At 53.5% G+C, this 24249-nt stretch carries 20 protein-coding genes and 1 pseudogene; 11 read left to right on the plus strand and 10 right to left on the minus strand.

Going from position 1 to position 24249, the window contains the following annotated elements:
- Positions 1–633 (minus strand): hypothetical protein (locus tag FJ146_08415; GenBank protein MBM4251980.1); only part of this gene is annotated, 633 nt, incomplete at its 3' end.
- Between the two features lie 481 nt (positions 634–1114).
- Here FJ146_08415 and FJ146_08420 point away from each other — a divergent pair.
- The 6 genes and pseudogenes from FJ146_08420 (at position 1115) to FJ146_08445 (ending at position 6917) form a co-directional block, all read left to right on the plus strand.
- Positions 1115–1282: pseudogene (locus FJ146_08420) on the plus strand (rRNA (cytidine-2'-O-)-methyltransferase).
- 176 nt (positions 1283–1458) lie between these two features.
- On the plus strand, positions 1459–2382 hold the full coding sequence (locus FJ146_08425; protein ID MBM4251981.1) for a hypothetical protein: 924 nt from the start codon (positions 1459–1461) through the stop codon (positions 2380–2382).
- A 593-nt stretch (positions 2383–2975) separates the two neighbouring features.
- Positions 2976–4334 carry an amidohydrolase gene (locus FJ146_08430; GenBank protein MBM4251982.1) on the plus strand — a complete coding sequence of 453 codons (1359 nt, stop codon included), beginning with the start codon at positions 2976–2978 and terminating at the stop codon, positions 4332–4334.
- Positions 4335–4493: 159 nt separating this feature from the next.
- Complete coding sequence (locus tag FJ146_08435; GenBank protein MBM4251983.1) at positions 4494–5225, plus strand: hypothetical protein; 732 nt, start codon at positions 4494–4496, stop codon at positions 5223–5225.
- Positions 5226–5291: 66 nt separating this feature from the next.
- Positions 5292–5648, plus strand: coding sequence for a hypothetical protein (locus FJ146_08440; GenBank protein MBM4251984.1), 357 nt, complete (start codon positions 5292–5294; stop codon positions 5646–5648).
- Between the two features lie 84 nt (positions 5649–5732).
- Entirely contained in the window at positions 5733–6917 is a 1185-nt protein-coding gene (locus tag FJ146_08445) for an FAD-binding monooxygenase (GenBank protein MBM4251985.1), read from the plus strand.
- Positions 6918–6927: 10 nt separating this feature from the next.
- Here FJ146_08445 and FJ146_08450 read toward each other — a convergent pair whose 3' ends face one another.
- Both FJ146_08450 and FJ146_08455 read right to left on the minus strand, forming a co-directional pair.
- Positions 6928–7818, minus strand: a complete 891-nt coding sequence (locus FJ146_08450; GenBank protein MBM4251986.1) for a hypothetical protein — start codon at positions 7816–7818, stop codon at positions 6928–6930.
- 99 nt (positions 7819–7917) lie between these two features.
- Positions 7918–8361, minus strand: a complete 444-nt coding sequence (locus FJ146_08455; protein ID MBM4251987.1) for a hypothetical protein — start codon at positions 8359–8361, stop codon at positions 7918–7920.
- A gap of 135 nt (positions 8362–8496) precedes the next feature.
- Here FJ146_08455 and FJ146_08460 point away from each other — a divergent pair, with 135 nt between their 5' ends.
- Together FJ146_08460 and FJ146_08465 are read left to right on the plus strand one after the other, a co-directional pair.
- A complete protein-coding gene (locus FJ146_08460) occupies positions 8497–9105 on the plus strand; it encodes a hypothetical protein (protein ID MBM4251988.1) in 609 nt (202 codons plus the stop codon).
- Positions 9106–9321: 216 nt separating this feature from the next.
- Complete coding sequence (locus FJ146_08465; GenBank protein MBM4251989.1) at positions 9322–9918, plus strand: hypothetical protein; 597 nt, start codon at positions 9322–9324, stop codon at positions 9916–9918.
- Positions 9919–11064: 1146 nt separating this feature from the next.
- Here FJ146_08465 and FJ146_08470 read toward each other — a convergent pair.
- Together FJ146_08470 and FJ146_08475 are read right to left on the minus strand one after the other, a co-directional pair.
- On the minus strand, positions 11065–12264 hold the full coding sequence (locus FJ146_08470) for an IS200/IS605 family element transposase accessory protein TnpB (GenBank protein MBM4251990.1): 1200 nt from the start codon (positions 12262–12264) through the stop codon (positions 11065–11067).
- Positions 12261–12833, minus strand: coding sequence for an IS607 family transposase (locus FJ146_08475; protein MBM4251991.1), 573 nt, complete (start codon positions 12831–12833; stop codon positions 12261–12263). Before FJ146_08475 ends, FJ146_08470 begins: the two co-directional genes overlap by 4 nt.
- Before the next feature lie 991 nt (positions 12834–13824).
- Here FJ146_08475 and FJ146_08480 point away from each other — a divergent pair.
- Entirely contained in the window at positions 13825–15048 is a 1224-nt protein-coding gene (locus FJ146_08480) for a tail fiber protein (protein MBM4251992.1), read from the plus strand.
- A gap of 33 nt (positions 15049–15081) precedes the next feature.
- Here the strand turns inward: FJ146_08480 and FJ146_08485 are convergent, their stop codons facing one another.
- The 5 genes from FJ146_08485 to FJ146_08505 form a co-directional block, all read right to left on the minus strand.
- Positions 15082–15399: a helix-turn-helix transcriptional regulator gene (locus FJ146_08485; GenBank protein ID MBM4251993.1), complete on the minus strand. Its 318-nt coding sequence runs from the start codon at positions 15397–15399 to the stop codon at positions 15082–15084.
- Between the two features lie 82 nt (positions 15400–15481).
- On the minus strand, positions 15482–16498 hold the full coding sequence (locus FJ146_08490) for a hypothetical protein (protein MBM4251994.1): 1017 nt from the start codon (positions 16496–16498) through the stop codon (positions 15482–15484).
- A gap of 41 nt (positions 16499–16539) precedes the next feature.
- The gene (locus FJ146_08495) at positions 16540–17004 is read right to left on the minus strand and encodes a hypothetical protein (GenBank protein ID MBM4251995.1); all 465 of its coding nucleotides are present in this window, start codon (positions 17002–17004) and stop codon (positions 16540–16542) included.
- A gap of 290 nt (positions 17005–17294) precedes the next feature.
- On the minus strand, positions 17295–18275 hold the full coding sequence (locus FJ146_08500) for an alpha/beta fold hydrolase (GenBank protein MBM4251996.1): 981 nt from the start codon (positions 18273–18275) through the stop codon (positions 17295–17297).
- Between the two features lie 43 nt (positions 18276–18318).
- Positions 18319–20283, minus strand: a complete 1965-nt coding sequence (locus FJ146_08505) for a hypothetical protein (protein MBM4251997.1) — start codon at positions 20281–20283, stop codon at positions 18319–18321.
- A 275-nt stretch (positions 20284–20558) separates the two neighbouring features.
- Between FJ146_08505 and FJ146_08510 the strand changes: the two genes are divergently transcribed.
- Positions 20559–21383 carry a hypothetical protein gene (locus tag FJ146_08510; protein ID MBM4251998.1) on the plus strand — a complete coding sequence of 275 codons (825 nt, stop codon included), beginning with the start codon at positions 20559–20561 and terminating at the stop codon, positions 21381–21383.
- 78 nt (positions 21384–21461) lie between these two features.
- Positions 21462–24242, plus strand: a complete 2781-nt coding sequence (locus FJ146_08515; GenBank protein MBM4251999.1) for a phosphoenolpyruvate carboxylase — start codon at positions 21462–21464, stop codon at positions 24240–24242.
- Positions 24243–24249: the final 7 nt, after the last annotated feature.

Raw genomic sequence — 24249 nt, forward strand, 5'->3', positions numbered from 1 at the left:
GGTCTGGACGAAGAACTTCTTCGCCTTCTTCTTGAAGATATCCCTTTTTGCGCAGGAACTTGATCGTCTTGGTCGCGATCTTTTCGACAACATCACAGACTTCTTGGTCTGTCGGTGGCTCAAATGCAAGGTGATCGATCCCGGCAGCGGATTTTCAATGCCTTTGGACTTTGCGATGCAGGTGTAATAGGCAGTAATCTCTTTGGAGGCAATTTGATGAACTTTACTCGTCAGCTTTTTATTTGTGGCCATCCAGAACCTGAGAGGGATGGGCAGGCTGAGTACCCACTGGCGATAAGGTGCGTCGGGCAACACATTATCGATCAAATGATAAGCTTTTTCCGCCATTCTCTTGCCACAGCACGACGGACAAAAACCGCGACCCTTGCACAAAAACGGTACCGCCCGATCAAAATCGCAGGCCTTACATTTTGTGCGCAAAAAACCGTACTGAAGAACCCCGCAGCGCAGATAACCCCTGAGCTCTTTGACAACAAATTCCGGAAGCCCCTTGCCGTCAGTTTCTCTTTGTGCGATGAAGGTCTCGACATGCTCGGCAAGGACCTCGCACAGGACTGTGTCTTCGGGCTGTCTTGCCTGGTAGGTGTGAACTTGTTTTTGAGCCTCGCCCATGTGGGCGAACTTTGACGCTTAGCCAGCTGATGAGAAGTGACCTCGGAGGGAGTGTGAAGATGTCCGCGGGCGACATGCCTCATTCTGATGCCTTTGCAGTGCTCCAGTATTTGCTGTCTCGTGAGATAGCGACGGTTGGTGCGGATTCACCGCGCACTAAGCTGCATGACGACTTTTCGCTTTTTCATGCACTGACGGCTTGCGCTTGATCGACCTTGTCCATGCTTCCACTTCGAAGGCATTAAATGTGTCGTGCGGGGGGCTTGCACACCGCTCTAGGATCTGGCTCCCTATTTGTTAGTATCGGTTCTCCTGCTGATCCGCTCCAGCACCGCGAACCTGTAGCTGCATTAACATAACTGTGCATGTACGCATAAAGCAAAACGCAGTATATAGCCGTAGCAGAGTGAAATTATATGTAAGTTGCAGCAACTTATTGTGCAGCATGAGCCGCGCTTCCCAGGATCCCCAAATGACTAAGATCCCGTCATCCGAAACTACCGATGCCCCTGAGACAAATGCGAGTTTTGGGCCGGTCGTCTACATCGTCGCCACGCCCATTGGCCATCTTAAGGATCTGACGCCGCGTGCGCGCCGTACTTTGGCCGGCGTCGATATCGTCGCAGCCGAAGACACCCGACAGTCGCGTTAGTTGCTGAATCACTTCGGGTCAGATAAAAACTAATTTTTAGTGCGCCCAAAGTGGCATGCGTTGGGTCCATTCAAATTGACCGGGTTTGGGCCCAAGATTGACATTTGATCTAGCGCAGACTAACTAAACTATAGCTAAGACTTTGGACGCTTTTATTTTCCAGGAGGATTCCAATGACCAGATGGTCGATGTTAAGAGCTCTAGCCAGCGCTGTGTTTGGATTTTCGCTCGCACATAGTGCTGTCGCCGCTGATTTTGCCACAGCCGATCGACTGTTCAGTCAACGTGAGAATAATCGTGCCGTCATTGCGCAGGCGCGCTCTGAATTTTTGCAGCTTCTTGATAGCGCCAACAACGTCAACGATAAGATTCGCGCTGCCGAGCAGCTCGGTCGTCTCGCACTGTACGAAGGGGAGATGCTGAGCCCTAAGTCTGATTTCGCCAATCGGCGCGCCGTCTTTGGCGATTGCTGGTGCCGCAATGCTTCGCTTTTCAGCCGTACTTGTAACGAGCCAGGTTGGGTTGAGAAAATCAGTCCTGCAGCAATCGGTCAGCGCGTGCCTGCCTACTTCTATTACCGCGGTATGTGCATTGGTTACTGGGGCGAGGCGAGCACCGTACTCGAGCAAGCTGCATTCTCTGGAGCTCTACGCGATACAGTCAATGCTGGCTTGGATGTTGCTAGTCAAAGTGCCGCCAGCAGTGCGTATGAAGGTGGAGCGGTCCACCGGGTCGCTGCCAATGTGTGGTCGAACCCGCTCGCTCGAGCCGTTGGCCTCTATGATGCCAAGAAAGCTCTCGCTCAAATTGATCGCGCACTTGCTGCGCCAGCAAATGGCAGCCAGGATCCTGGTTCCCTCTACTTTGATAACCATCACACCAAAATCGTCGTACTTAAGCAGTTGCACTCGGACGAGCCAAGCGCAGGTTGGAAGCAAAAAGCTATCGATTTTGCCAACGAGACTCTGCTCGACATGATGGACCGGCTTGCGCAGGATCAGATTCCTGCCTCGAGGGCTCCTGAGTTTCAGGAGATCTATGACCACATCAAGATCTCTTACCGCGGCTTGACCGGTCGTGACTGGCAGCCTGAGTAAAGTTTGGCCTGTTTTCACTCCCATCACAAAGAGGGGCTGCCTGTCGTTTGCGAAGGCAGCCTTTGTTATGTATGGAAATTTGGTGAAAAGTCCCTAATAAATCGATGAAGCGCTTTCGCTATGCCGACTCAGGTCAGTAGATTGGTCAGGGGTGCACTCTGTACGGGCGTCATTCTTGGCTGCACAACACCGGTATGGGCATTTGAAGACACCAGAGTGTTGCCAAAAGGTGTACGCAATCTGACTATCCGAACCGTCAACACCAATTTTGACACCATCACCGACCCGAGTGGGCCTCGCCAACCCCTGACTACCTTGATCTCCCGATCCCAGCGTCTCGCTGCGTAGGTGATGACTACGGTGTGACGTCCCTCGGGGAGTATCAGAGTGGTCGGTGTCCGCTCTTTGACGGCGTGCCCATCGACCTCTATCTCGGCCTGGAGCTCGACGCCCTGGTCGGCGTATGCGGAAATCTCGGCGTTGCCTGTCCCTTGCGACGCAGCAAAGGCGTGCTAGCGCGCTAGTACATTAACAACCAAGATCAAGACTATCGATGGGACGGTTTTCATGCTCTGATAATAACGCGGCATCAGATGGAGGCGCAATGCATGGCAACAGTACTTAAAAACTTCATCATCGTCACAGTCGATCCCAATAACCGCATCATCCGTGATGGCACTCTGGTTTTTGACCACGGCAAGATCACCGCCATTGGTTCGGCGGGCTCGGTCCATGGTCCATACGACGCCACTGTGATTGACGGCCGCGGCGTGATGGCCGTGATGCCTGGCTTTGTCGATGCTCATAGCCATTCGAGTCTACTTCGTGGCTACTCCGAGAATCTAAACCTCATGGACTGGTTGCCCGTCTATCAGCGAGAGCATCAGGTGTTAACTGCCGAGGACGCCTACTGGGCCTCCCTACTCTGTTACCTTGAGGCACTCAAGGGTGGCACAACGACTGTGCTAGATATGTATCGCTACATGGACCGCTCTGCCGATGCCGCTACGGCGCTCGGACTACGTGTCCATCTGGCGCCTTATGTTGCCGATAGCGGTAATAAGGACTTTTTTGAAACACTCGATAGCAACGAGCAATTACTCGCCAAATATCACGGTCATGCGCACGGCCGCATCAAGGCTATGGTTGGACTTGAGCACCTCTTTTACTGCACACGCCAAGCCTACGAGCGCGCCGCAGCGATGGCTGCGCATTATGACGTTCTCCTCCATACGCACTCGAGCGAGCTTAAATCTGAGGTCGATGCTGTCCTAGGTCACTTTGGTAAGTTGCCGATCCATCAACTCGATGCCTACGGCGCTATCGGCCCGCGTACGCTGCTTGCGCACGGTGTTTGGCTAGACGAGAGTGAGATGAACTGCCTCCGCGACCGCGGCATTGCCGGTGTCGTGCTCTGTCCGACGAGCAATGCAAAACTCGCGGGAGGCATTCCGCCATACGAACGCTACGCGGCAAAGGGGATACCCACGGGGCTAGGCACCGACGGCCCGATCTCCAATAACTCGCTCAGCATGTGGGAGCTCATGAAGTTTGGCTCCCTCCAACAAAAAGTCGCTACGTTCGACGCGGCGGCCCTACCAGCCCACGACTCGCTGCGTCTCGCCACCATGGGCGGAGCCCGGGTCCTGCGTGAGGACCAGCGCATCGGATCGCTGGAGGTCGGTAAAGAGGCTGACCTCGTTACCGTCAACCTCTGGCAACCGCACTTGATGCCACTCTTACGTGACGATGAGCATGACCCGCTACCGTGGAATCTGGTCTACGCCGGTCGTGCCAGCGATGTGGTGGATGTTTGGGTAAACGGCGAACAGTTGATCAGCCAAGGACGGAGTACCCGCGTGGATGAAGACCTAGTCCTGCGGCGCGTCCAACTCCAGACGGCAAGCTTGCTTGAGCGTCGCAAAGCGACGCGGCATGTCAGTATGGTCTGAGTACTAAGGTAACGGCGCACATAACCAAAAGAACTTGTCAATCATTACAAGCTGTTACTGCTAGTCGTTGATGGCAAATTAGAGTGTAATCCCTTCGGTAGTCGGAAATTGCACTTTTAGTGCATATACTAAAAGTGCAATTTGCCGGGAGATTAAAATTTGTCCAGTAATATTAGGCACTTTTTATACAACACCTTAGTCGATCGTGCCAATTTGTGTAATTTGACCCGTGAGGCGCAATTGCTAGCCGACGCCCTGCGATGCTCCGACAAGATCGTGATTTACGGCAAGAGAGACAGCGGCAAAACAAGTTTAGTAAAAAGCATAGTCATACCAGATTGGCTACGGCAGACGCCTGCTGGCATGGCAATTTACATCGAGCTTTATGGCGTGAGATCCATCACTGACGTTGCAGAAAAGCTAACTTTGTACTTCAACAAAGCCTATCAATCCACCTTTACAATTAAGGCCACCCTTAAATCGACTGCCGCGATGATCAAGGGGCTTAGGCCATCCTTTGCCGTTTCACCCGATGCCAGTATCGAAGCAAGTGTCACGAACAACGCCGCCAAGTCACGTCCCACAGTCGAAAATTTTTTTGCTAATGTCAAAAAACTACATGAAAATGGCGTTGAGGTTGCAATTATCATCGATGAATTCCAGGATATTGCCTTAGCGACTGGGTGCGAGGAACTACTCCGCGAGGAAATGCAGAAACTCCCGTTCGAAATTCCCATTATAATTCTTGGATCCAAGCAGCATTTACTGGCGAAAATCTTCCAAAGACCAAGGGCTCCATTTTTTAATTGGGGAAAGCGGCTAGAGATTAAACCTCTGCCAGTTGACGAGTACAATGATTACATCATCGAAAGATTTGGATTTCATCATTAAAGAGCTGATCGATCTACGTTGACCAGCCTCCAAGAAAAACTTCTGCGAAATGCCGAAGCTATCAATATGTTCTGCTCGCACATTGTCAATACCTTAGGTGATCAAGGTTGCATTATCGATGTGACAATCGACGACATTACTACCACTCTAAATAGCTATATCGCCTCTTTGGGCGGTGAGTTTGAGACCTATCTCGACAATTACACAAGAAATGAAGTCAGGGTACTTACTCTGATTGCAAAACAAGAGATACTTCGAAATCCAATGGGCAAAGACAACTTAAGTATCCTCAAAATATCTGCTAGTGGGCTGCGAAAAATTCTCGAAAAGCTGCTCGACCATGCCGATATCTACCGCGAAAAAAATGGCTATGTTCTCAGTAAACCCTTACTGATGCATTATCTGCGTGATTGGCGGCTCTAAAGCAGCATGTATCTTCATATATCTTACGGCGCCGTTCACGCCCACCGATGAACTCTCAACATCAAAGACCACGCGAGTTAATAATTGAAGAAACTACCCTTACTCATCTCTGGCGCCGGCATAGCCGGACCCACGGCAGCCTACTGGCTTTACCGCTACGGCTTTAAAACCACCATCGTCGAGCGGGCAAGTGAGCTACGCCTTGGCGGACAAAATGTCGACGTCCGCGGTGCCGGCCGCATCGTCACGCGGCGGATGGGTATTGAGGACACCATCAGGGCGGCCACCACGGGCGAGCGCGGCCTCCGCTTTATCGATCAGGATGGATCGAGCGTTGCGGAATTCCCAGTATCCAAGTCGGAGTCTAGAGGTTTCACAGCGGAACTAGAAATCCTGCGCGGTGATCTCGCCCGCATACTCTACGACCAAACGTCTAACTCTAGCGAATATCTGTTCGGTGAGCGCATCGTGGCTATTAATGACGGACCTGATGCCGTCACGGTGAAATTTCAGTCCGGACTCGAACGCGCCTTCAGTCTCGTCATCATCGCTGATGGAGTACACTCGCCGACGCGTGAGCTGGTTTTTCCTGGCGCTACAGAAGTCCGTGAACTAGGCCTTACCATGGCCTACCTAACGATTCCTCGTTTACCATCGGATACGAATTGGGCCCTCTGGCAGAATGCCCCTGGCGGTCGCGCCATTTTGTTGCGTCCCGACAATGCTGGCACGATGCGTGCGTCGCTATCATTTCTCGCGCCAGCTTCAGGCCACGAGCGCGCGAGTACAGCGGAGCAACGACGCTTACTCAGGGATAAGTTCCGCGACGCAGGTTGCTTGGCACCGCGCATACTTGACGCCATGGAACACACTCCTGAACTCTACATGGACGCTATCGGCCAGATTAAAGCTCCCCACTGGAGCAGAGGCCGCGTGGTTTTGCTGGGTGACGCCGGCTATTGCCCTTCACCTATCAGTGGTATGGGTACAAGCCTCGCCTTTGTCGGCGCCTATGTGCTCGCAGGTGAACTGGCTCGCTCCAACGAATACCGCCAGGCCTTCGCCAACTACGAGCGCATCCTCCGCCCCTACGTCGCGAAAGCCCAGCAATTGCCGCCAGGCAGTCCCCGTCTGGCACACCCCAAGACTAAGCTGGGCATTCAACTCTTTCATCACATGTTACGATTCGCATCGCACCCAACCGTGACTGCCATCGGTCGCCGCCTATCAAAACCGAAGGCCGAGCAGGTGTCGCTACCAGAATACTAAGGGCCCCCGGTCATCGCCCCTCATCACACACCACCCAATAGGACCCATCGCCTCTGTACCGCACCACCTGAGTGATCTGATAACGCCAAGCTTGGTCGATCAAGAGCTCGGTCCCGCGCGACGTAGCCGTCAGCCAAGTTACATCGTAGACGGGCGCCACCAGGGCGAAGTTACCGTAGACGAAATAAAGTAGCGGTCGGTACCGGTAGCTCGACTCTTGACGCACGTAGACCTCTGTGCGACTTGGTCGTCCTAGTGTGGGTTTCAGCTCTTTGATCGTGACGCCGCATCCGAGCTTGAGTGCCATGTGTAGCCATTCGCGATCGAGGTCCTCCTGTTCGCGTTTCTGCCGTTCGATCGAGGCGAGCACACGGTCGTGTTTTGCTGCGGCGCTTAGCAGTTCATATTGATGACGGCGCATCTCGCGAAGCTCGGCGTCCCTAGCCTGCAGAAGCGCCTCTTGTTCGGCTGACTGGCGTTTTGCGGCTTCTACTTCTCGAGCCAAGGCGGCGTTCTTCGTGCGCTCTCTTTTAATGACGTCACGCTTAGCCTTGATCACAGCGATTGCTGGCTTTGGCCACCTTAATCGGATCACACTGCTGTAGACACCATCCACCATGCTGTCATCGGCCTTGAGGAGCTCCAACGCACCCCAATCGATGTGTTCGCCCGTCACGCTCACGTGCGCCTGCGTCGATGCCTCAACCTGATCAGCCGTGCCTTTGATGTGGGAATCGTAGGAGACGACACCACCGAAGACGCAGAGTATGGCGTTCTTACGTGCGTCAAGGAGCGCCGACTGAGCCGCGACAGTTTGAGATGCGCCGCTACCGTGACCGATGACGTAGAAGAATTGGCTGTCGCTACTGCAGTCGATATCGCGATGACTCGAGGCATTCATGAAAGACTGCCCTAGCAGTGGAGTTGTCCTGAGGAATAGCAGAGCACCGCAGATTGACAAAAATAAAGATGATTTGGTTACACCCACACGACACCTCACTCACCGTCCTTTGACTATACCGGCCTCTATCCTATAAACCACCTCGCCCTGGGCATCATCTGCACGTAACTCACCGCTAAACCATTTTGCTCTGCGCCCGACCATGCTATTCACTATTGCCTGTATCAGCTGCGCTTCCATGACGACGCTAGGGTCAAAAGACACTTTCCTCAGAAAAAATCGACCGTCCAGAATCCCCCACTCGCACTGGAGCACTGGTGTCCGCGGTGACCAGGACGCCGCCTCGCAAAGGTCGATACCGAACTCGAGGAGATAGCTATACAAGGGTTGTCCGAGCAGGGCCAGCGACCTACCCTCTGCGAGCAACCTGTCAGGCGAACCCATCAAATTTGCGACCAAAACCGTGCACATGTCACCCTCCCGTTGATCCGCCCATATGGTTGATACCCACTCCTCGGCACGAGCCATGTCACGAGAGGTCATGGACCGTCCGCCCTCGTCGCAACGACCGGTGTGACCCTTCCTGACACGACCGAGGCCGATATGAGGCCTATCGGTGGTCTGACATACCGTCAGGCTCTTTCCGCGCCAGGGAAGCCTAGATTAAGGAGTTTGCCCATGAAAGTGACAGCAATGGTGATATCAACTTTTTTGTTTAGTGGCTGCTTCAGCGCAAAGGTGCAGCAGCCCGAATTTCAACCGTCCCGAGTTCTTGAGCGCATCGGCCAGGCTGATACGACGCCTCCGTGGGCCACCGGCATGGTGACGCTCTTTCAGGAGCATGGTGACATCAATTATGTCGAAACTATCACGATGTCAGGTAATGCAAGACCCGAAGCCTGCAACAACGCAGCTGCCGATCTAGGACGCGTTCAGATCTTGCGGCAGGTACGTGATGCCATCACATCGTCGGGTCAAGTGGCAGAATCTTCGGTCACCGGTGATCCCGCGGTCGAAAGGCTCATGGCTTTCTTGTCACAAGGGCGGCTAACAGGCGTGAAACTGGTTGCTCGCTACTGGGAGCGCCGCGAGGAGTCAGACGAGTCCGGAATGCGTGTCCTCCGGATGGCGTGCGCCAGTCGTATTGCCATCCCACGCAACCTCCTGGAGTCGCAGCTCCAAGCTGCCATCGCTGGCCAAGGAGGTGGCAACGCGCAAATCCGTCAGAAATTGCTGGATGCTCAGAGTCAGTTTCTTGACAGCATCACCGATGCTGCTAGGGACTAGCGAGTGGCGTCACTGGTCACAAAACATTCCCACTTGGTAAAAAAAGTGACCACCGAACCGTTGTACCGGAGGCGCCCTTACTCCGATCCGACTCACCTAACCCCCCGGTTATGCGGGCGGTTCTGGCTATACCCCCAATTGGCACGCCAGTTGCAACTAGCCAAATTATCAGCAACTGGCAGCATGTGCCGCCGCTATCCCGGAGATGTAGTAGTTATGATGTGCGCGTTCCTTTCTCAAAATGTCCGTCGTCTTTTACCTCTAGCCCTGGCCGCTACGACGATCACCTCAGGCGTAGCCACGGGAGCTGAAGCAGCTAAGCCCAAAGCCTATTTTGAAGCCCAAATGTTTAGCATGCCGCTGCTCCGCGTCGACAACAAGGCCTACAGCAAAGGTTGGTTTCAGTCGGGATATTCCGATGCAGAGCACGCCTTCGATAGCAATCCCGAGGCGGCTAAACAGTTCGCCACCTATCTGAAAAATGCGGAGCTCTCGAAGTACATACTGTGGGGTACTTTGGCCTCTTCGATAGCGTTTCTCGTGGTCGACTACAATCAATGGCATCTGCCAAGAAAAGAACATTCGATTGTCTACAACACGCTGTGGATTGGTGGTGTGACGACTGGCATCTACAAGGCTGCGCAATCGGGATTAGCATTCAACAAAGCCCTGAATATCTACAACGGGTTCGAGAGCGCAGCTACGGGCGAAGATAGCTCGGTTAACTTGAGTTTTGCTCCCGTGGTGTACTCAAGACCGCGCGCCAACGGCAGTGACAACGGTATCGGTGTGGGACTATCCCTCAACTTCTGACCCTCAACTGCTGACCGGCAAAGTAAACGAGGGACTTCGGTGGTTAAGCAACCACCGAAAATCCCTATCTTCTTTCTTAGACAAAATGCGCCTGCCCCACCCCAGAGAACGACTCAAATCACCTCGCCTAACCCCTCGACTTTTAGGCAGTTAAAAAGAAAAACTCAAGATTTTGCCGGCCTCGGACGATGCCGGTATTGAATAAAGACGGAGGACGATCCTCACTGCCAGAAGAGTCGCCCTATGTGTCTCGTACCATCAATTCAGTCTGGCCTAAACGCCGGATGTTTAATCAGGTTTGCAAAGAGTGTCGTCAGACTCTTTGCGCTGGTGGCGACGATTTTTACTCCTCAAGCAGCGTTGGCCGCCGACGGCTTTCCACTGAGTTATTCCGGTCGTTTGACGCAGAGCTCCGGAGCGCCGCTCGAAGGCCCTGCAGATATCGAACTAAGATTTTATTCCGCGGAGACTGACGGGATCCCACTCGGAGATCCTTACGCGTTCTCCAGTGTTGCGTTACAGAACGGGGTGTTCACTCTCAGTGTGCAGCTCACCACCAAGGACGCCGTAACTATACTCGGCAACGGCAGCGAACCAGTGTATGCCGAAGTCACAGCAGGTGGTCGTATCTATCCGCGGCAACGTTTTAGTTTTGTGCCGTACGCCTTGCGTACACCGGTGGATGATACCTCTCTCGTCTACGACAAGCTGTCTGGGAAACCGAGCGTCAACGGTGCAGGTACAGCCACACCAGGTCAAATTCTGACTAGTGACGGTAACGGTAAGGTCCGGTGGGATAAACTTAGCTCCTTCAATCTAAGCTCTCAAACTGCGACGGGTGGACAGCCTGGCGAAGATCAGATACTCACCTACAAAAGTGGCAAGTGGGTCGCAGGAAACATTGCCGACATTCCCTCTAGCTATGGCACCGTGACCACAGTCACAGCGACGCCTCCCCTCACAGTTTCGACACCGTCCTCTACACCCGTCATCGCAATCACGCAAGCAAGTGGCTCGACCAACGGCTACCTGAGCACCACCGATTGGTCAACCTTCAACAGTAAACAAACGGCCGGTAATTATCTAACGGATCTTACCGGTGACATCATCGCCACTGGACCTGGAAGCGGCTCAGCAACCGTTCCTCTAAATATAGTCATTTATTACTATATAAGATTCCTGCTTCAGCGCCGGGCTACGTCTGCCTGGTTGCCCAGGTGCGACGGAACTCCCAGCTCCGCAGGCGTTAATTCCGGTGGAACTCACCGTACTATAGCGCTCTAAATTCTTGGCTGCATTTAAGTCACGGTCATGGGTGGTGTAGCAATGGCTGCAGGTCCAACTGCGCACTGCCAGCCCTAGACCCGCAGCACGCCCCTCACATCCGGCAGTCGAACACAGCTGTGATGATGGAAAGAAACGGTCCGCGACCACAACCCTAACGCCCCGCATCTCGGCCTTGTAACTGAGCTGCCGGCGAAACTCATACATTCCGACATCAGCAACGGCGCGAGCTAGTTTGCGGTTTGCCATCATCCCCTTAACGTTAAGGTCTTCGATGACCACGGTCGTAAATCGACTCGTCAGATCAGTAGTCAATTTATGCAGAATGTCCCGTCTGACGTGGACAATTCTTGCATGCAGCTTTGCCAGCCTATGCTTTGCCTTAGCTCTATTTTTCGACCCCTTTTGCTTGCGGCTGAGATGTCGTGAGCCTCGCCTAAGTTTCCGAATCTCCCGTCTCAACGCATGGGTTGCTTGATAGATGGTACCGTCACTGATTGTCGCAAGCCGGCTAATACCAAGATCAACGCCGCAGACAGCTTGATTTTCGCTGGTCGGTGGCGTGTGCTCGACTTCTACCGCGATAGATGCAAACCATCTATCAGCCTCGCGTGAAATTGTGACGGACATAGGCTTACCTGTAAATCTCAACTCCTCCCGCAACTTTAGCGTGCCTACCACTGGCAACTTAAGACGTCGTCCAGTTACCTTGAAGGTACCCGGGCCATTATCCGCGCGAAAGCTATCGTGCTGGCCTTTGCGCTTTGGCTGCGGATATTTTGATTTAGCCGTAAAAAACCTGGTAAATGCAGTCCCTAGATTTTTAATGGCTTGCTGCGGCGCGACCTTGGTGACTTCTAGCATCCACGGGAATTGCTCCCGCTTAATCGCATTAAGCCTTTTGCGGAGGCCGGCTTCGCTCACTTTTTCACCGGCCTCATAGCTTTGCTTCCACTCATTCAATGCCCAGTTCCATGCAAACCTAGCAGTTCCAGCACTGCGAGCGCAGTAGATGCGTTGCTGGACGTTGAGCTTCAGAGCAATCTTATGAGCAATGATCAAGGATCTGCATCCGCTGCGGCCGTGACCGCTTTATGAGCGCGATGTTTAGCACCGCGACGCCCGTATAATCGCGCACAAAAACTCGTTAGAATATCGATCATGTCTTGAACTAAGTCGTCGTCGATTTCTTGTTCGTCCACCACTATAAGCTTTCGTCCCGCAGATGCCAGTGACATCTCAATATACTCGAAGCCAAAGCGGACAAGTCGCTCGCGATGCTCGACGATAATAAACTTGATAGTTGGATCAGCTAGTAATTTGAGCAGTCGGGGCCGCCTACCATTTAAACCCGAGGCTACTTCCGTGACGACAGCGCTAACCGGCAATTGTCTGCCGACGGCATAACTAGTCAAGCGACCGACTTGACGCTCAAGATCAGCCTTCTGGTCATGAGAACTTACTCGTGCATAGATGGCGACGGCCCCTGAGCTTGCTGCGTTATTTTGCTCAACGATAATCGTACCAGTTGGGAGCTGAGTAGCAGGAACGGGGAGCATACCTTGCTGCCACATGCGCCATGCGGTTTGATAAGAGATTCCTTGCGATTTGGCCCAGACTGACAGTTTCATTGTTGAAATATATGACTATAGATAACAATATTCAACTATGAATTTGTTAGCTGCTTGCAACCCCTACCAAACGCTACAATTAGCCAGCGACGGCGCCAATTGGAGTCGTATTGGCGGCGAGGCCTGGGGTCACACTGGTAGCGATGTATGGCGCCAACAAGGCAATGTTGGTGTTGGCACATCCGCACCTGCGACCAAACTAGACGTCAACGGTCAGGTCAAAATACAAGGCGGCTCGCCGGGTGCGGGCAAAGTTCTCACGAGTGACAGTGGCGGCCTCGCCTCCTGGACCACGCCTGCCATCGGCACCATCACCGGCGTAACAGCAGGATCCGGCCTGACCGGAGGAGGTGGCTCTGGTGCCGTATCACTTGCCGTCGATGCCGGTACGACCGCGAACAAAATTGTACGCCTAGACGCCAATGCTGCAATGCCTGCAGTGGATGGTGCTGCACTCACAAACTTGAGTCCCAACAACCTCGGAGCTGTGGTGCCTTTGGGCAAAGGCGGCACGGGATCGAGTTTACTTCTGACCGGTGGCAGCGGCCAATATCTGAAACAGACAGCTTCCGGAGCAAATGTCAGCGTGGGCCCAATAGCTGTCGGTGACTTACCAACGTTAGTGGGTGATACGGGCTCAGGCGGGACAGCCGGCATCGTGCCAGCGCCAGCGGGAGGCGATAGCACAGCCGGCAAATATTTGAAGGCCGACGGCAGCTGGAGCGTACCACCCGGCATAACCAACTGGGCGGCACCCGGATCCATCGGTGCCACGACACCCAATGCGGGTTCTTTCACCTCTGTGCTGGCCAGCGGTAACGTAGGCATTGGCACAAATACAGCCAGAACCACGCTAGACTTAGGCGCCAGAACGGACGCCCTAGCCTTACCAGCCGGCACCACCGCCCAGCAACCAAACTCCCCGCAGCCTGGTTGGATCCGTCACAACACGACGACAACTCTGCTCGAATACTTTAACGGTAGCGCCTGGATGCCTGCGACGAATGCCGTTAGTCCGGCCGGGATGATCGCTCCTTTCCCTACCTCAACATGTCCTACCGGATGGCTTGAGGCCGACGGTGCAGCGATTTCGCGCACCACCTATGCCGCCCTCTTTACCGCACTAGGCACGAGTTATGGTGCGGGCAATGGTTCAACAACTTTCAATTTACCTGATTACCGCGGCTACTTTATGCGTGGTTGGAGTCACGGATCGGGCAACGATCCTGATGCTGCTTCAAGAACCAACCGCGGCGACGGAACCACCGCTGACAACGTGGGATCGAAGCAAAACGACGCATTCCAAGACCACACGCACGCTACCTACGCAACTGATGATGGTGGCCGCTACGATGCTACAACAGCACAGGGCGGCCAGACCTATCTACAAAATGGCTATAACACACTGGGAGCGGCAACCGGGCGGGCTGCTACCGAAACGCGGCCCAAAAACATCTACGTCACCTACTGTGTGAGTACTCAGTTACTCCCGACCACTACCGTTGCCAGTACGGGTTCTGGTAGTGCTAGCTACGTACCACAGTGGACCAGTTCTACAGCTCTCGGCAATAGCCCCATCGTCATTAACAACGGTAACGTCGGCATCGGCTCCAGCACTCCGGCTAAAGCCCTAGACGTGGGCAGCGGCAGCGTTCGTGCCGGTGGATTTGAGCGCGCTGACGGTACACCGCTTTATAGCGGTGACATTTATACGCGTTTGGGCAATGCAACAGCGCCGGCGGGGACAGAGTTACTCTACTCAGGTTTTGCCTATACGGCTTACTATAACCATAGTGGCTCAGGTGACATGACCTGCTTTAAGACAAACGGAACGGCTGGAACCGTTGCTTACAGCTACGGTGATCTACTTTACGCAGCGGATGTTCACCATCTGCATAATGACTGCGTACCCGCTCATACGATGGTGAAATGTGCCGTTTACTACTCGCCACGTCCGAGAGCCGTCATTTGGGGCGACAACACCTGCCCCGCCAATTGGACACTGTCGTATCATGGCTATGCGATCGGATCCTACTACACGCACCCGGCACCCATGGAACGCGTTTGCCTTGATGTACAAAATATCGATACCAGCGTTAATGTCGTCGGCGCGAAAGCACACATGTATGCAACCAACCTTTATCAAGGCTACGCTGAACTTGGTAACCCACCTACAAACCGCAATTTGCGGTGCGCCGTGTGTCAAAAAAATTGATCCCAACGACTGACAACGCCATGCGATGTCGGCTTAGGGACTTTGCCCCTTCAAATGCTGCTGCAACAGCTCGATCCCGAGTTGTGCAGCGGCTCTATTGGCAAGCTCTAATTCCTTGGCGTCGCAAATAAGTTCCGTGATGTTAACCGCGAGGGATTCGGCGATACGGGTCAAAGTCTCTATGCTGAGATTCCGCGCGTCCTGCTCAAGCATCGCGACGTAGCGCTGCGAAACACCTAAGCGCCCAGCCAAGGCACTTTGCGTGAAACCAGCACGTTGTCTGCACCGTTTGATGTTTGCGGCGACACGAGCCCGCATGATAGAAGCGCTGCTATTGGTACTTGGTTCCATGGCATCAAATTCTCCAATGAAGTTTAGATACACGGATCATCCAACGAACGAGCGTCCCTGCGACTCAGAGCACACCGCTAAATCATGCAGCGGTGGCATTCATACTGAACATATATTGGGCACGACTTTGCCGGTAACTCAGGGCTAACGATTCATCCTTGGGAAATCTCTGATACCAGTAAAGTTTCATCTTTAACCATTCGGTCTCACTGATACCGAAAAGAATCTCAAGTGATTCCCTCGTGACGCGCGTAACTTCCAATTGAATTTCGACAAAATCATCGACGCTAGCTGGTTCAAACGTCATTCGCACGCCCTCTGCCTTGGCCGTTTCTGCTGGTACCGTGACGGCCTGACTCCAGAAACCGCGAATCAACTCCCAGTCTTGCGGCGCGATCTCAAATTTACTCTCAAGCATCCGTGCGACTGCGACGTCCACTGCATGTTCAATTTGCGTGAATCGCTCGAGCGAACATGGCTTGCGTCGCACGTTGACGCGTTCTTTTGGCTCTGATTTGGGCGGCAGATCAGCTAGGGTTAGGCTACGTGCGTTATTTGTGGCAACTGGCCTTTCAACATGCACGGGTGTAGGAGGTATTTTTATTGATTGCGGCTTCTTTACTGCCGCTCGCGGCAAAGCCGCGGGCTTGTTTTTCTTAGCCTGCTCTAATAACATCTTGGTCTTAACAATCTGGCGCTGCCGCATGAGTGACACAATGCTTGTCAGCACTAGAGCCAAGCCAAATAAAACCAGGACGACAGACCCAGGATAGACATACTCACGAGGCATCGGGTTAGCGACAGCCTGAGTACCCTGGAAGGCAAGAGAATCTCTTTTTGGTGAGCTCACTGGTGCCACCGGTCTAAAGACTGGTCTCACTAATGGCATGATTCTTGGCCGTGCGCGTTCGACGCGGACATTTCGATCAATCGGCGGCAAATTGGTCACAGCGCGACCCTTGTTTGGAGACGATGCTAGAGCAATATTCGAGGTCAAACTGGCAACGAATAAGATGCTTAGTGTTGCTGCTCTGGACGCGGATTTTGTGGTCTGCACTCGCTTTAATTCGCGTGTTATTTTTTGCTTCATCGTAAACATATATCTTCCTCAATAAATTAAATTGAATCAGCCAAATGCGATTAGCGTGCAAGCGCCAGAAATCTCAGATAAGCCAGTGGCAACATGGCTAAACTAAATAGATCGGTAGCATCTGCGACGAATCGCGCTTTGATTCCCGCCCAGGCAAAGCCGTCGGCGCAGTATCCGCCTACTACTGGCGACAACTTGATTGCGATCACCGCTGCCGCAGCAAGCAACATAGCTCCCACCATGGCATTCCCGGCCTGGCGCATACTGGAACTAAACATCATAAGTAGATCGGTAATTAGAAAAGGCAAAAAGTACATACCTGCAAAATCCGATAACTTGCCCGAAACGAGACCGGCGTAAGGCGATGATTTGAGCATGAAGTCATTGACGACGATGACAAAGAGCGCGAGGAGACTAAAGTAGTCTTGAGTAAGCGGCTTCCACCTCGGGTCGAGGATGTTAGAGGTCGGGCGGATGGCCGTGGCATACTCGTAGTTAATTTGATCTGTATACATCTTGGTCCTCTTAGGCGTGGTTTCCTGTGCTTACCTGTCCTTACCTGTCCTTTGACCCGGGCCCCCTCCTGTGCGTCTGGGGGCTACGGTCTGCCACTAGTGGACCGGAACTTCGGATTGCACTGCCTTATGGACAACTTATCGGCAGGTAGGGCTAAAAACTTTAGGATGAAATTAAGATTTCTCGATTTTTTGAATCAAACAGGGGAATACATGTCCTAACAGCCGGTAAACACGAGACTTTGTTTAATTAAAAGTCTGCCATTTAGGGCGGCGGCCATCGGAAAAACTTACTTTCTGATTATTGATGCTACCCAATCCGAGACAAACGAGCTCACCCATCTGCGGTCACCAAACTCCGTAGGTTTGGAACCGATGAATGCACAGTGGCCGCCACGCTCTTCAATCCTCAGCCGCACGTTGCGCGGCATGCCAGACTTAAACATAGATACTGGAATGATCGGATCGTCGGCAGCAGTGAGTATCGTAACGGGCTGGTTAATTGCGGCAAGGTATCTCTTGGCAGAGTACGCATCGTAGTAGTCGGATCTGTCGGCGAACCCCGCGACTTTGCAATTATAAACTTGATCGAGTTGGCGATGGGTAAGGACGAGCGGGAGGTCGCGCCTTAGGGAGCCAGGTTTCCTCGCTTCAACCATCTGCGCCTGCTTGACAAAGCGGAGGGTTAGCACCGAGTCAAATGGCCGATTGCGCCAGGATGCCAGCGCGCGTGACGACGTCTCAAGTTCGATCGGAGGACAGATGGCGAGCGCAGCGGTGACAGTAGACACTGGATAGGATGCCGCATCGCCCAGAAGCCGAAGGATCATATTGCCCGACAGCGAGTAACCCACGACTAGACAGCGCCGGCCTGGCCATCGCTTCTCAAAATAGCGCAAGGTTTCGACAATATCGGACAGCCGGCCTGCGTGATAGAGGCTGGTAACGCGCTCCAAACTGCCGCCACCGCAGCCTCGATGATGGAAGCGCACGGTCGTATAACCCACACGGCTGAATACTTGCGCTTGACGTACGATCAGCGCATCATCCCCTGAACCACCGGACCCGTGCAGCAACAAGATGAGGGGCTTAACTGGATCATCTACGGCCGGTTGGTGAATATCGAGGCGTAGCTCATCGCCATCGCTAAGACCAACCCATTCCGTCACCGATGGCTTGACCGAGGATAAAGGGGGCGATACGGCCGCAAAAAACGTCTGGGCGTAGCCCTGCGGAATCAGCGGATGAGGGGTGAATTTACGCGTCGTCATAACTCTATATTAGCAATCCCGCATGGCCCAGAGAAGATCATCACTAAACAGAGCAGTCTGAGTAGGCCAGCTCTTCGTCTTTTATATCGCCGGTAGCACCTTGACGCTTTAGGACTACTTTGCCAGTAGCCGGAGCAGCGGCGCAGGCTTGAATCTTCTTAACGAGGCCGACATCGTAAAGGCCCGGATTTGGTGTGGTACCCTTTGCTGCATACCAAATAAAATCAGGCACCGATTCTATCGGCTCGAATGAGCCACCTTTGTCGCGGGGTAGACGCCCCCATTCTCCCCCGATGATATTTTTGTTTTTATCGAGTTCAAGGGTGTAGGTCACCACCATGCGACCTGTCCTCTCGTCACTGGCATTTGAGGCATAAGTGAGCTGAGGTTCAATCTCAACGCCGAAGGTAATGGTGGCTTGAATACTGACCAGAAAAGCTGTCCCCGGTGCACGAAAAGGCCCCAACGGATCTGACACTGACCCGATATCTACTGGTACACCGCCAGGAGCCTCGCCGGTGCGAGTTTTTATCGGCAAATACTCAAGTTCGTAGCCTTGTACTGGTTGGTTCCAAACCTCTGCATTGCGATCACGGTCGATGACAAATCCAACTTTACGGTCATGTATGAGCTTGGTCAAAGCTAGGTGCAACGTCATAGGATTGACATCCCGGCAACCAGCTCCTAGATGCAGCGAGCCAAACTGCTTAGTGACCGTTGCATCAGGCGCGAACAGATCTTTACTCATAGCGGCAGCACTCTCGTAAATGACCACCGCTACACGGTCATCCGTCAGTGCGCCTTGGAACTTGGCAAACTTCGTGTGCGGATCAAAGGGCGACGAACTATATTCGATAAAGCCTTCCCTAAACCGATTATTTTTGATGTGTATGTGCTTACCTTTTTCAGCTTCGCAACCGACGCCAATGCAGACCATTCCGTCGCTAATGCGCCCAGCAATTTTGGGCGGGTCTTTTGAGTTACAGCGTGTCGCCGCAAACTTGGTGGGTGGCAGTTGATCCGCCCATATTTTCGTGACAAGACCGCGAATGTCACCCTCAGTGAAAAGCACCTTGCGGTCGCCTTGATGCACCATCACCGCGTGCTTAGGCGCATCCTCAACCACACTAGCCAGCGCCCAACCATGGCAATGGCCCATCCACAGATAATTATCGACATCGCTCACCTCCCAACCGCCCCAGGTGCTCCAGCTTGCCGCTGTCATGGGGGTCAAGGGCAGTGCTTTGCTGGCGAACGCCATCTCCTTGGTCGTGAAAGGTGTACGCAGTGTCCGCATGGTACGTTGGTTAGCCTTGTAGGTGTTTAGGAGCTCCCCAAGGCGCACAGCGACAGCATTAATTTGTTCCGCGTATCTTTTGATAGTCTCATCAACCCGCTGCCGATCTGCCTCCGAACCAGCCTGAAGCCTACTGATCGTCTCGGATGCTTGGCGACCGAGTTCGTCAATTTGCTCGTTCAGGCCAGATATTTCACGATGGAGCTCTTTGTTCTTGGTAGTGAGCGCGTCCAGTTGCGGCCCAACGTCTGCGCCAAAGGATGCCTTAAGGGCCTCAAGATCCCGCCAAAAGCCAGCATCGGCCGCCTCGATCCTTCCAGCTACAATATCGTACTTCTCTGCAGGTGACAGGTAGGCCGTCGCCAATGGATCAGTTGATGCGAGCGTTTCTCGTAGGGTAACGAGGGCCTCTGCAAATGATTGGGGCGAAGCCGGCAAGGCGCTGATCTTATCTCCAGCGGCCCACCGAGCCGCCAGGCCGCGTGCGGCAAGGGGCCAGTAAGTGTCGGACCAAGGCACCTGAATCTGTCCAGAGGTGGCGTCCTTGACCGAGTCCCAAGTGTAGGGAGGATCAATGCCAAGTAGAGTTGCAGCACCGGAACTGTCCGGGGCCTCTTTAACGTCTGTGGATTTGCTTGTGTGGCGACAGCCACCGACAATGCTTGCCACCGTGATTGCCAGGGTTGGACATACGACCCGCGCAAGACGCATCTTTAGGCCCCCGATATGATGTTGGACTAAACAATAAGTTTACAGCAACAAGTCCCAGCTGCCAGCTTTTTGTACGCTCACTCCGGGAGGTTAGCACCGCTGCAGCGCCACATCTGTGCCTTTAATACGCGAAATTCCTAAGCTTTGCTTGGCCCATAACTGGGGACCGTCGCGTCTCACTTTGGTGGCACAGAACCTGCACGGATATTGGACATCGGTAGACTCAAGGCACACCTGCGGACCGAGATCAATATGTAGCTGTTACGGAGCCAGTCATGAACTCAGTAAGGAACAAGATCCCAACCCAGCGAGCAAAAAACGTCACTCTGATCTTCACGATGTTGCTGGGATTGACGAGTAGCTGCGGCCCAAAAGCAGCCAGTGATCTGGCAGACGCGCAGGGAAGCTCTGACGGTCTCCGTGCCGGCACATGGGCTAAGCAATTAATTCTAGCGTCTGAATCGGCGGCGGCCGGGATCAGATCAGACGGTACGATTGAACGCCTATTCATCGTCAAAGCTACGAAGAAAGGCGATCAATTCTCAACTACCGAGCAGCTTTGCGACATCAGCGCGGCAGGTTCAAAGACCACTAAGCTGACTTTTCCCGAGGCCTTTAAGCGCGCCCTACCTGAACGCACAATCACGTACACCTTGGGAAAGAGCGGCACCCAGTCACTGCTTACATCGCCAGCCATCACGGAGGTCATCGGTGCCCGACTAGATAACCCAGCCAGCGACGAACTGCCGACTCGCGCGGCTGACGCACGCGCCTTCGATCAAGATGGCGACGAGCTGCCTGGCGTCACAGTGGAAGTAAGTGCATCAGCTTTGTTTGTAAGCCTCAGCGGCAAAGTCTATATTGTGCAGCGGACGATTCTCGAGGAGTCCGGTGTTGTAACTACCCCTGAACGGATAGACGGCACGATCAAGTGGACTATCGAGCAAAAGGTCCTAGGTTCGGATTCGACCGTGTTAGGTGCAGTGTCGCCCAAAATCACGCCGGACCTAGATCAAAGTCGGTTTAGCATGGTGAAAGTTGCCGAAGATGCCACTTGTCAGATGATTCTGGACGCCCGCCACCAGCTTTTCGGCAAGTGAACACAGACAAAAAACGCGAAATGTCATTGGTCTAGGCGCCTTAAGCCGTTATAAGGAAGATCCTAACGGATTCCAAGCGTGAGATTTATGACAAACAGCACTAACTCCAAGTTCCAACAGGATCTCCAGTTCATTATGCAATGTCTGCGTGAGGTCCTTGTTGATCTCAAGCTCGCCAACCTCGTTGCCTTTGTGCCGTGGCTCCAGCCTGAAGCCCCACTCAAAGAGCAGGTGAGCGACGATCAGAATCTCGTACAACTGCTGTCAATTTCCTTCCAGTTACTCAATATGGTCGAGGAAAATACGACCATCCAACGGCGCCGCTTGCGCCAAACTGCTGATCACTTGGAGGAAGAGAGCGGGCTTTGGCCCTCGGCTCTTGCTGGACTAAGGAATCACGGTTTCGGGGCAGATGCCATTCGGGCTGCTATAAGGCGCCTCCAAGTTGAACCCGTACTCACCGCTCACCCAACTGAGGCCAAAAGAACAGCCATACTCCAGCATCATCGCGACCTCTATCTGCTGCTCGTCAAACGCGAAAACCAAATGTGGACGCCGATCGAGCGAGAGTGGCTCAAGGATGACTTCAAAACCGTACTGGAACGTCTTTGGCGCACGGGGGCGACTTATGTGCAACGCCCGGAGGTCACCGACGAATTACAGAACGTGATGCACTACCTTAAAAATGTATTCCCGGAGATTCTGTCCTGGTTAGATCGGCGCTTTGAATCAGCGTGGCAAGTTGCTGGGTTTGACGAGAAGCTGTCCTACATGAACCACGATTACCCAACTTTTACACTAGGCAGTTGGGTGGGTGGTGACCGCGACGGGCATCCCCTCGTCAGTGCTGCGATCACATCAGAGACGCTCAAGGCCTTGCGGCTCAATGCCCTGATCGTACTACGTCATAAGCTCCTAGATTTAGCTAAAAAGCTCACTATTACGGATCAAGGCCACGAGATCCCAGCCGCTCTAGTGCAGCGCCTGAGTGACTATGAGAAGACCTTACCGACTCAATTTAGCGAGGCGAAAAAGCAGTCCCCCGACGAACCTTGGTTAGTACTGACGGCTGTGATGATCGCGCGGCTGCCCATCCAGGTCGTGCGTGATCATGCTGTCGAGTTGGGTGATCAGGACACGTGTTACCAGCACCCTAGCGAACTCATGGACGATTGCCGCACCTTACACGACTCATTGACGGCTATCGGCGCTGATAGACTGGCTGATCATGAACTGCGGCAAGCAGTGCGCACGCTACAGACTGTTGGTTTTCACTTAGCCAAGCTGGATATTCGCCAAAACAGCCAATTTCACGATAAAGCCATGCGAGACCTACTACAACTTGCCGGTATCCAGGATGCTACAACCTATCCAGAATGGACGAAAGACCGGAAGACGGAGTTCATCCGGCGTGAATTAAAGTCGCCCAGGCCATTCTCGCCCGCTAACCAGGGCCACACGGGCGAGGCCAAAGCCGTTATCGATTGCCTAACCGTGGTCAGGACCCACCTCGATCGGTATGGACCGGAGGGCATAGGCTCGCTGATTGTGTCCATGACTCATGCAGCCAATGATCTCTTCACAATGTACTTGCTCGCGCGTGAAGCAGGTCTGCTCCGCCTGGAAAGCGACCGCCTCATCTGCAAAGTGCCCGTAGTACCGCTATTCGAAACGATTGATGATCTGGAGCGTAGTGAAGGCGTGTTGAACGAATTCCTCAACCATCCGATCACTCAGGCTAGCCTTGAGGATCAGCGTCGGCAGACGGGGCGATCACGGCCGATGCAGCAGGTGATGATCGGTTATAGCGATAGCGCTAAGGACGGCGGCATTCTGGCTAGCCAGTGGAATCTCTACAAGGCCCAAAAAGCGATGCACGTCGTCGCCGCTCGTCACGGAGTCGATCTCAACTTCTTCCACGGCCGGGGTGGTACCGTAGGTCGGGGATCGGGGCCTATTCACAGGTTCCTGCAGGCTCAACCTAAAGGCACTATGACCGGTGCCTTCCGCGTCACCGAGCAAGGGGAAATCATCGCGCGCAAGTACGGCAACTTTGCTACAGCCGTCTACAATGTCGAGACCATGTTAGCGACCGTCACGTCAGAGACTTTACTCACGGATGAAAAGCACCCTGACGATCCTGTCTATCTGCGGGTGATGGAACAGTTGAGCAAGAGTAGCCAAGACACCTATCAGAGTCTGCTACAGGACAGTAGGTTTTTGCAGTTTTTCCGGACGGTGACTCCTATCGATGTGCTTGAACGTCTCAGGATCGGCAGTCGCCCCGCTAAGCGCACGGGACAGTCCACAATAGCCGACTTGCGTGCCATTCCCTGGGTCTTTAGCTGGAACCAATCACGATTCTATTTGCCGAGTTGGTACGGTGTTGGCACTGCTCTTGAGAACCTACAAACCACATCTCCATCCGACTTCCAGCATATTACAAATCACCTCGGATCGTTCAGTCTACTGAATTACCTACTTCATAATGTTGAGACCACCGTGGCTTCGGCCAGCCCGGAAATTATGGGATGGTACGCCGATCTACTTGATGACCAAGTAGTCCGTACTTACTTTATGCAAAAAATCACGGATGAGTACGAACGCACAAAACGCATGCTCGTCAAAGTGTTTGGTAGTCCGATTGAGGGGCGTCGCCCCCATGCCGTGCGCACGATCGCCATGCGCGAGACGGGACTACGCACGCTGCACAAAATGCAAATTAATCAGATACGCGCTTGGCGCGCGGCACAACATGGCACCGAGGATACCCATGGATCCCATGCCACCGATCAGTTACTAAATCAATTGCTGATTACGGTTAGCGCTCTAGCTAGCGGTCTGAGAAATACGGGCTGAGAGCGGC

This window comes from Deltaproteobacteria bacterium, from assembly GCA_016874735.1.
Lineage (GTDB): Bacteria > Bdellovibrionota_B > Oligoflexia > Oligoflexales > CAIYRB01 > CAIYRB01.

What these genes read in the sequence shown, in the direction of transcription:
- FJ146_08425 (MBM4251981.1), top strand. Translation starts at nt 1,459, where the DNA reads ATGACCAGATGGTCGATGTTAAGAGCTCTAGCCAGCGCTGTGTTTGGA.
- FJ146_08430 (MBM4251982.1), top strand. Translation starts at nt 2,976, where the DNA reads ATGGAGGCGCAATGCATGGCAACAGTACTTAAAAACTTCATCATCGTC.
- FJ146_08440 (MBM4251984.1), top strand. Translation starts at nt 5,292, where the DNA reads ATGTTCTGCTCGCACATTGTCAATACCTTAGGTGATCAAGGTTGCATT.
- FJ146_08450 (MBM4251986.1), bottom strand. Translation starts at nt 7,818, where the DNA reads ATGAATGCCTCGAGTCATCGCGATATCGACTGCAGTAGCGACAGCCAA.
- FJ146_08455 (MBM4251987.1), bottom strand. Translation starts at nt 8,361, where the DNA reads ATGACCTCTCGTGACATGGCTCGTGCCGAGGAGTGGGTATCAACCATA.
- FJ146_08460 (MBM4251988.1), top strand. Translation starts at nt 8,497, where the DNA reads ATGAAAGTGACAGCAATGGTGATATCAACTTTTTTGTTTAGTGGCTGC.
- FJ146_08465 (MBM4251989.1), top strand. Translation starts at nt 9,322, where the DNA reads ATGATGTGCGCGTTCCTTTCTCAAAATGTCCGTCGTCTTTTACCTCTA.
- FJ146_08475 (MBM4251991.1), bottom strand. Translation starts at nt 12,833, where the DNA reads ATGAAACTGTCAGTCTGGGCCAAATCGCAAGGAATCTCTTATCAAACC.
- FJ146_08480 (MBM4251992.1), top strand. Translation starts at nt 13,825, where the DNA reads ATGCCTGCGACGAATGCCGTTAGTCCGGCCGGGATGATCGCTCCTTTC.
- FJ146_08485 (MBM4251993.1), bottom strand. Translation starts at nt 15,399, where the DNA reads ATGGAACCAAGTACCAATAGCAGCGCTTCTATCATGCGGGCTCGTGTC.
- FJ146_08490 (MBM4251994.1), bottom strand. Translation starts at nt 16,498, where the DNA reads ATGTTTACGATGAAGCAAAAAATAACACGCGAATTAAAGCGAGTGCAG.
- FJ146_08495 (MBM4251995.1), bottom strand. Translation starts at nt 17,004, where the DNA reads ATGTATACAGATCAAATTAACTACGAGTATGCCACGGCCATCCGCCCG.
- FJ146_08500 (MBM4251996.1), bottom strand. Translation starts at nt 18,275, where the DNA reads ATGACGACGCGTAAATTCACCCCTCATCCGCTGATTCCGCAGGGCTAC.
- FJ146_08505 (MBM4251997.1), bottom strand. Translation starts at nt 20,283, where the DNA reads ATGCGTCTTGCGCGGGTCGTATGTCCAACCCTGGCAATCACGGTGGCA.
- FJ146_08510 (MBM4251998.1), top strand. Translation starts at nt 20,559, where the DNA reads ATGAACTCAGTAAGGAACAAGATCCCAACCCAGCGAGCAAAAAACGTC.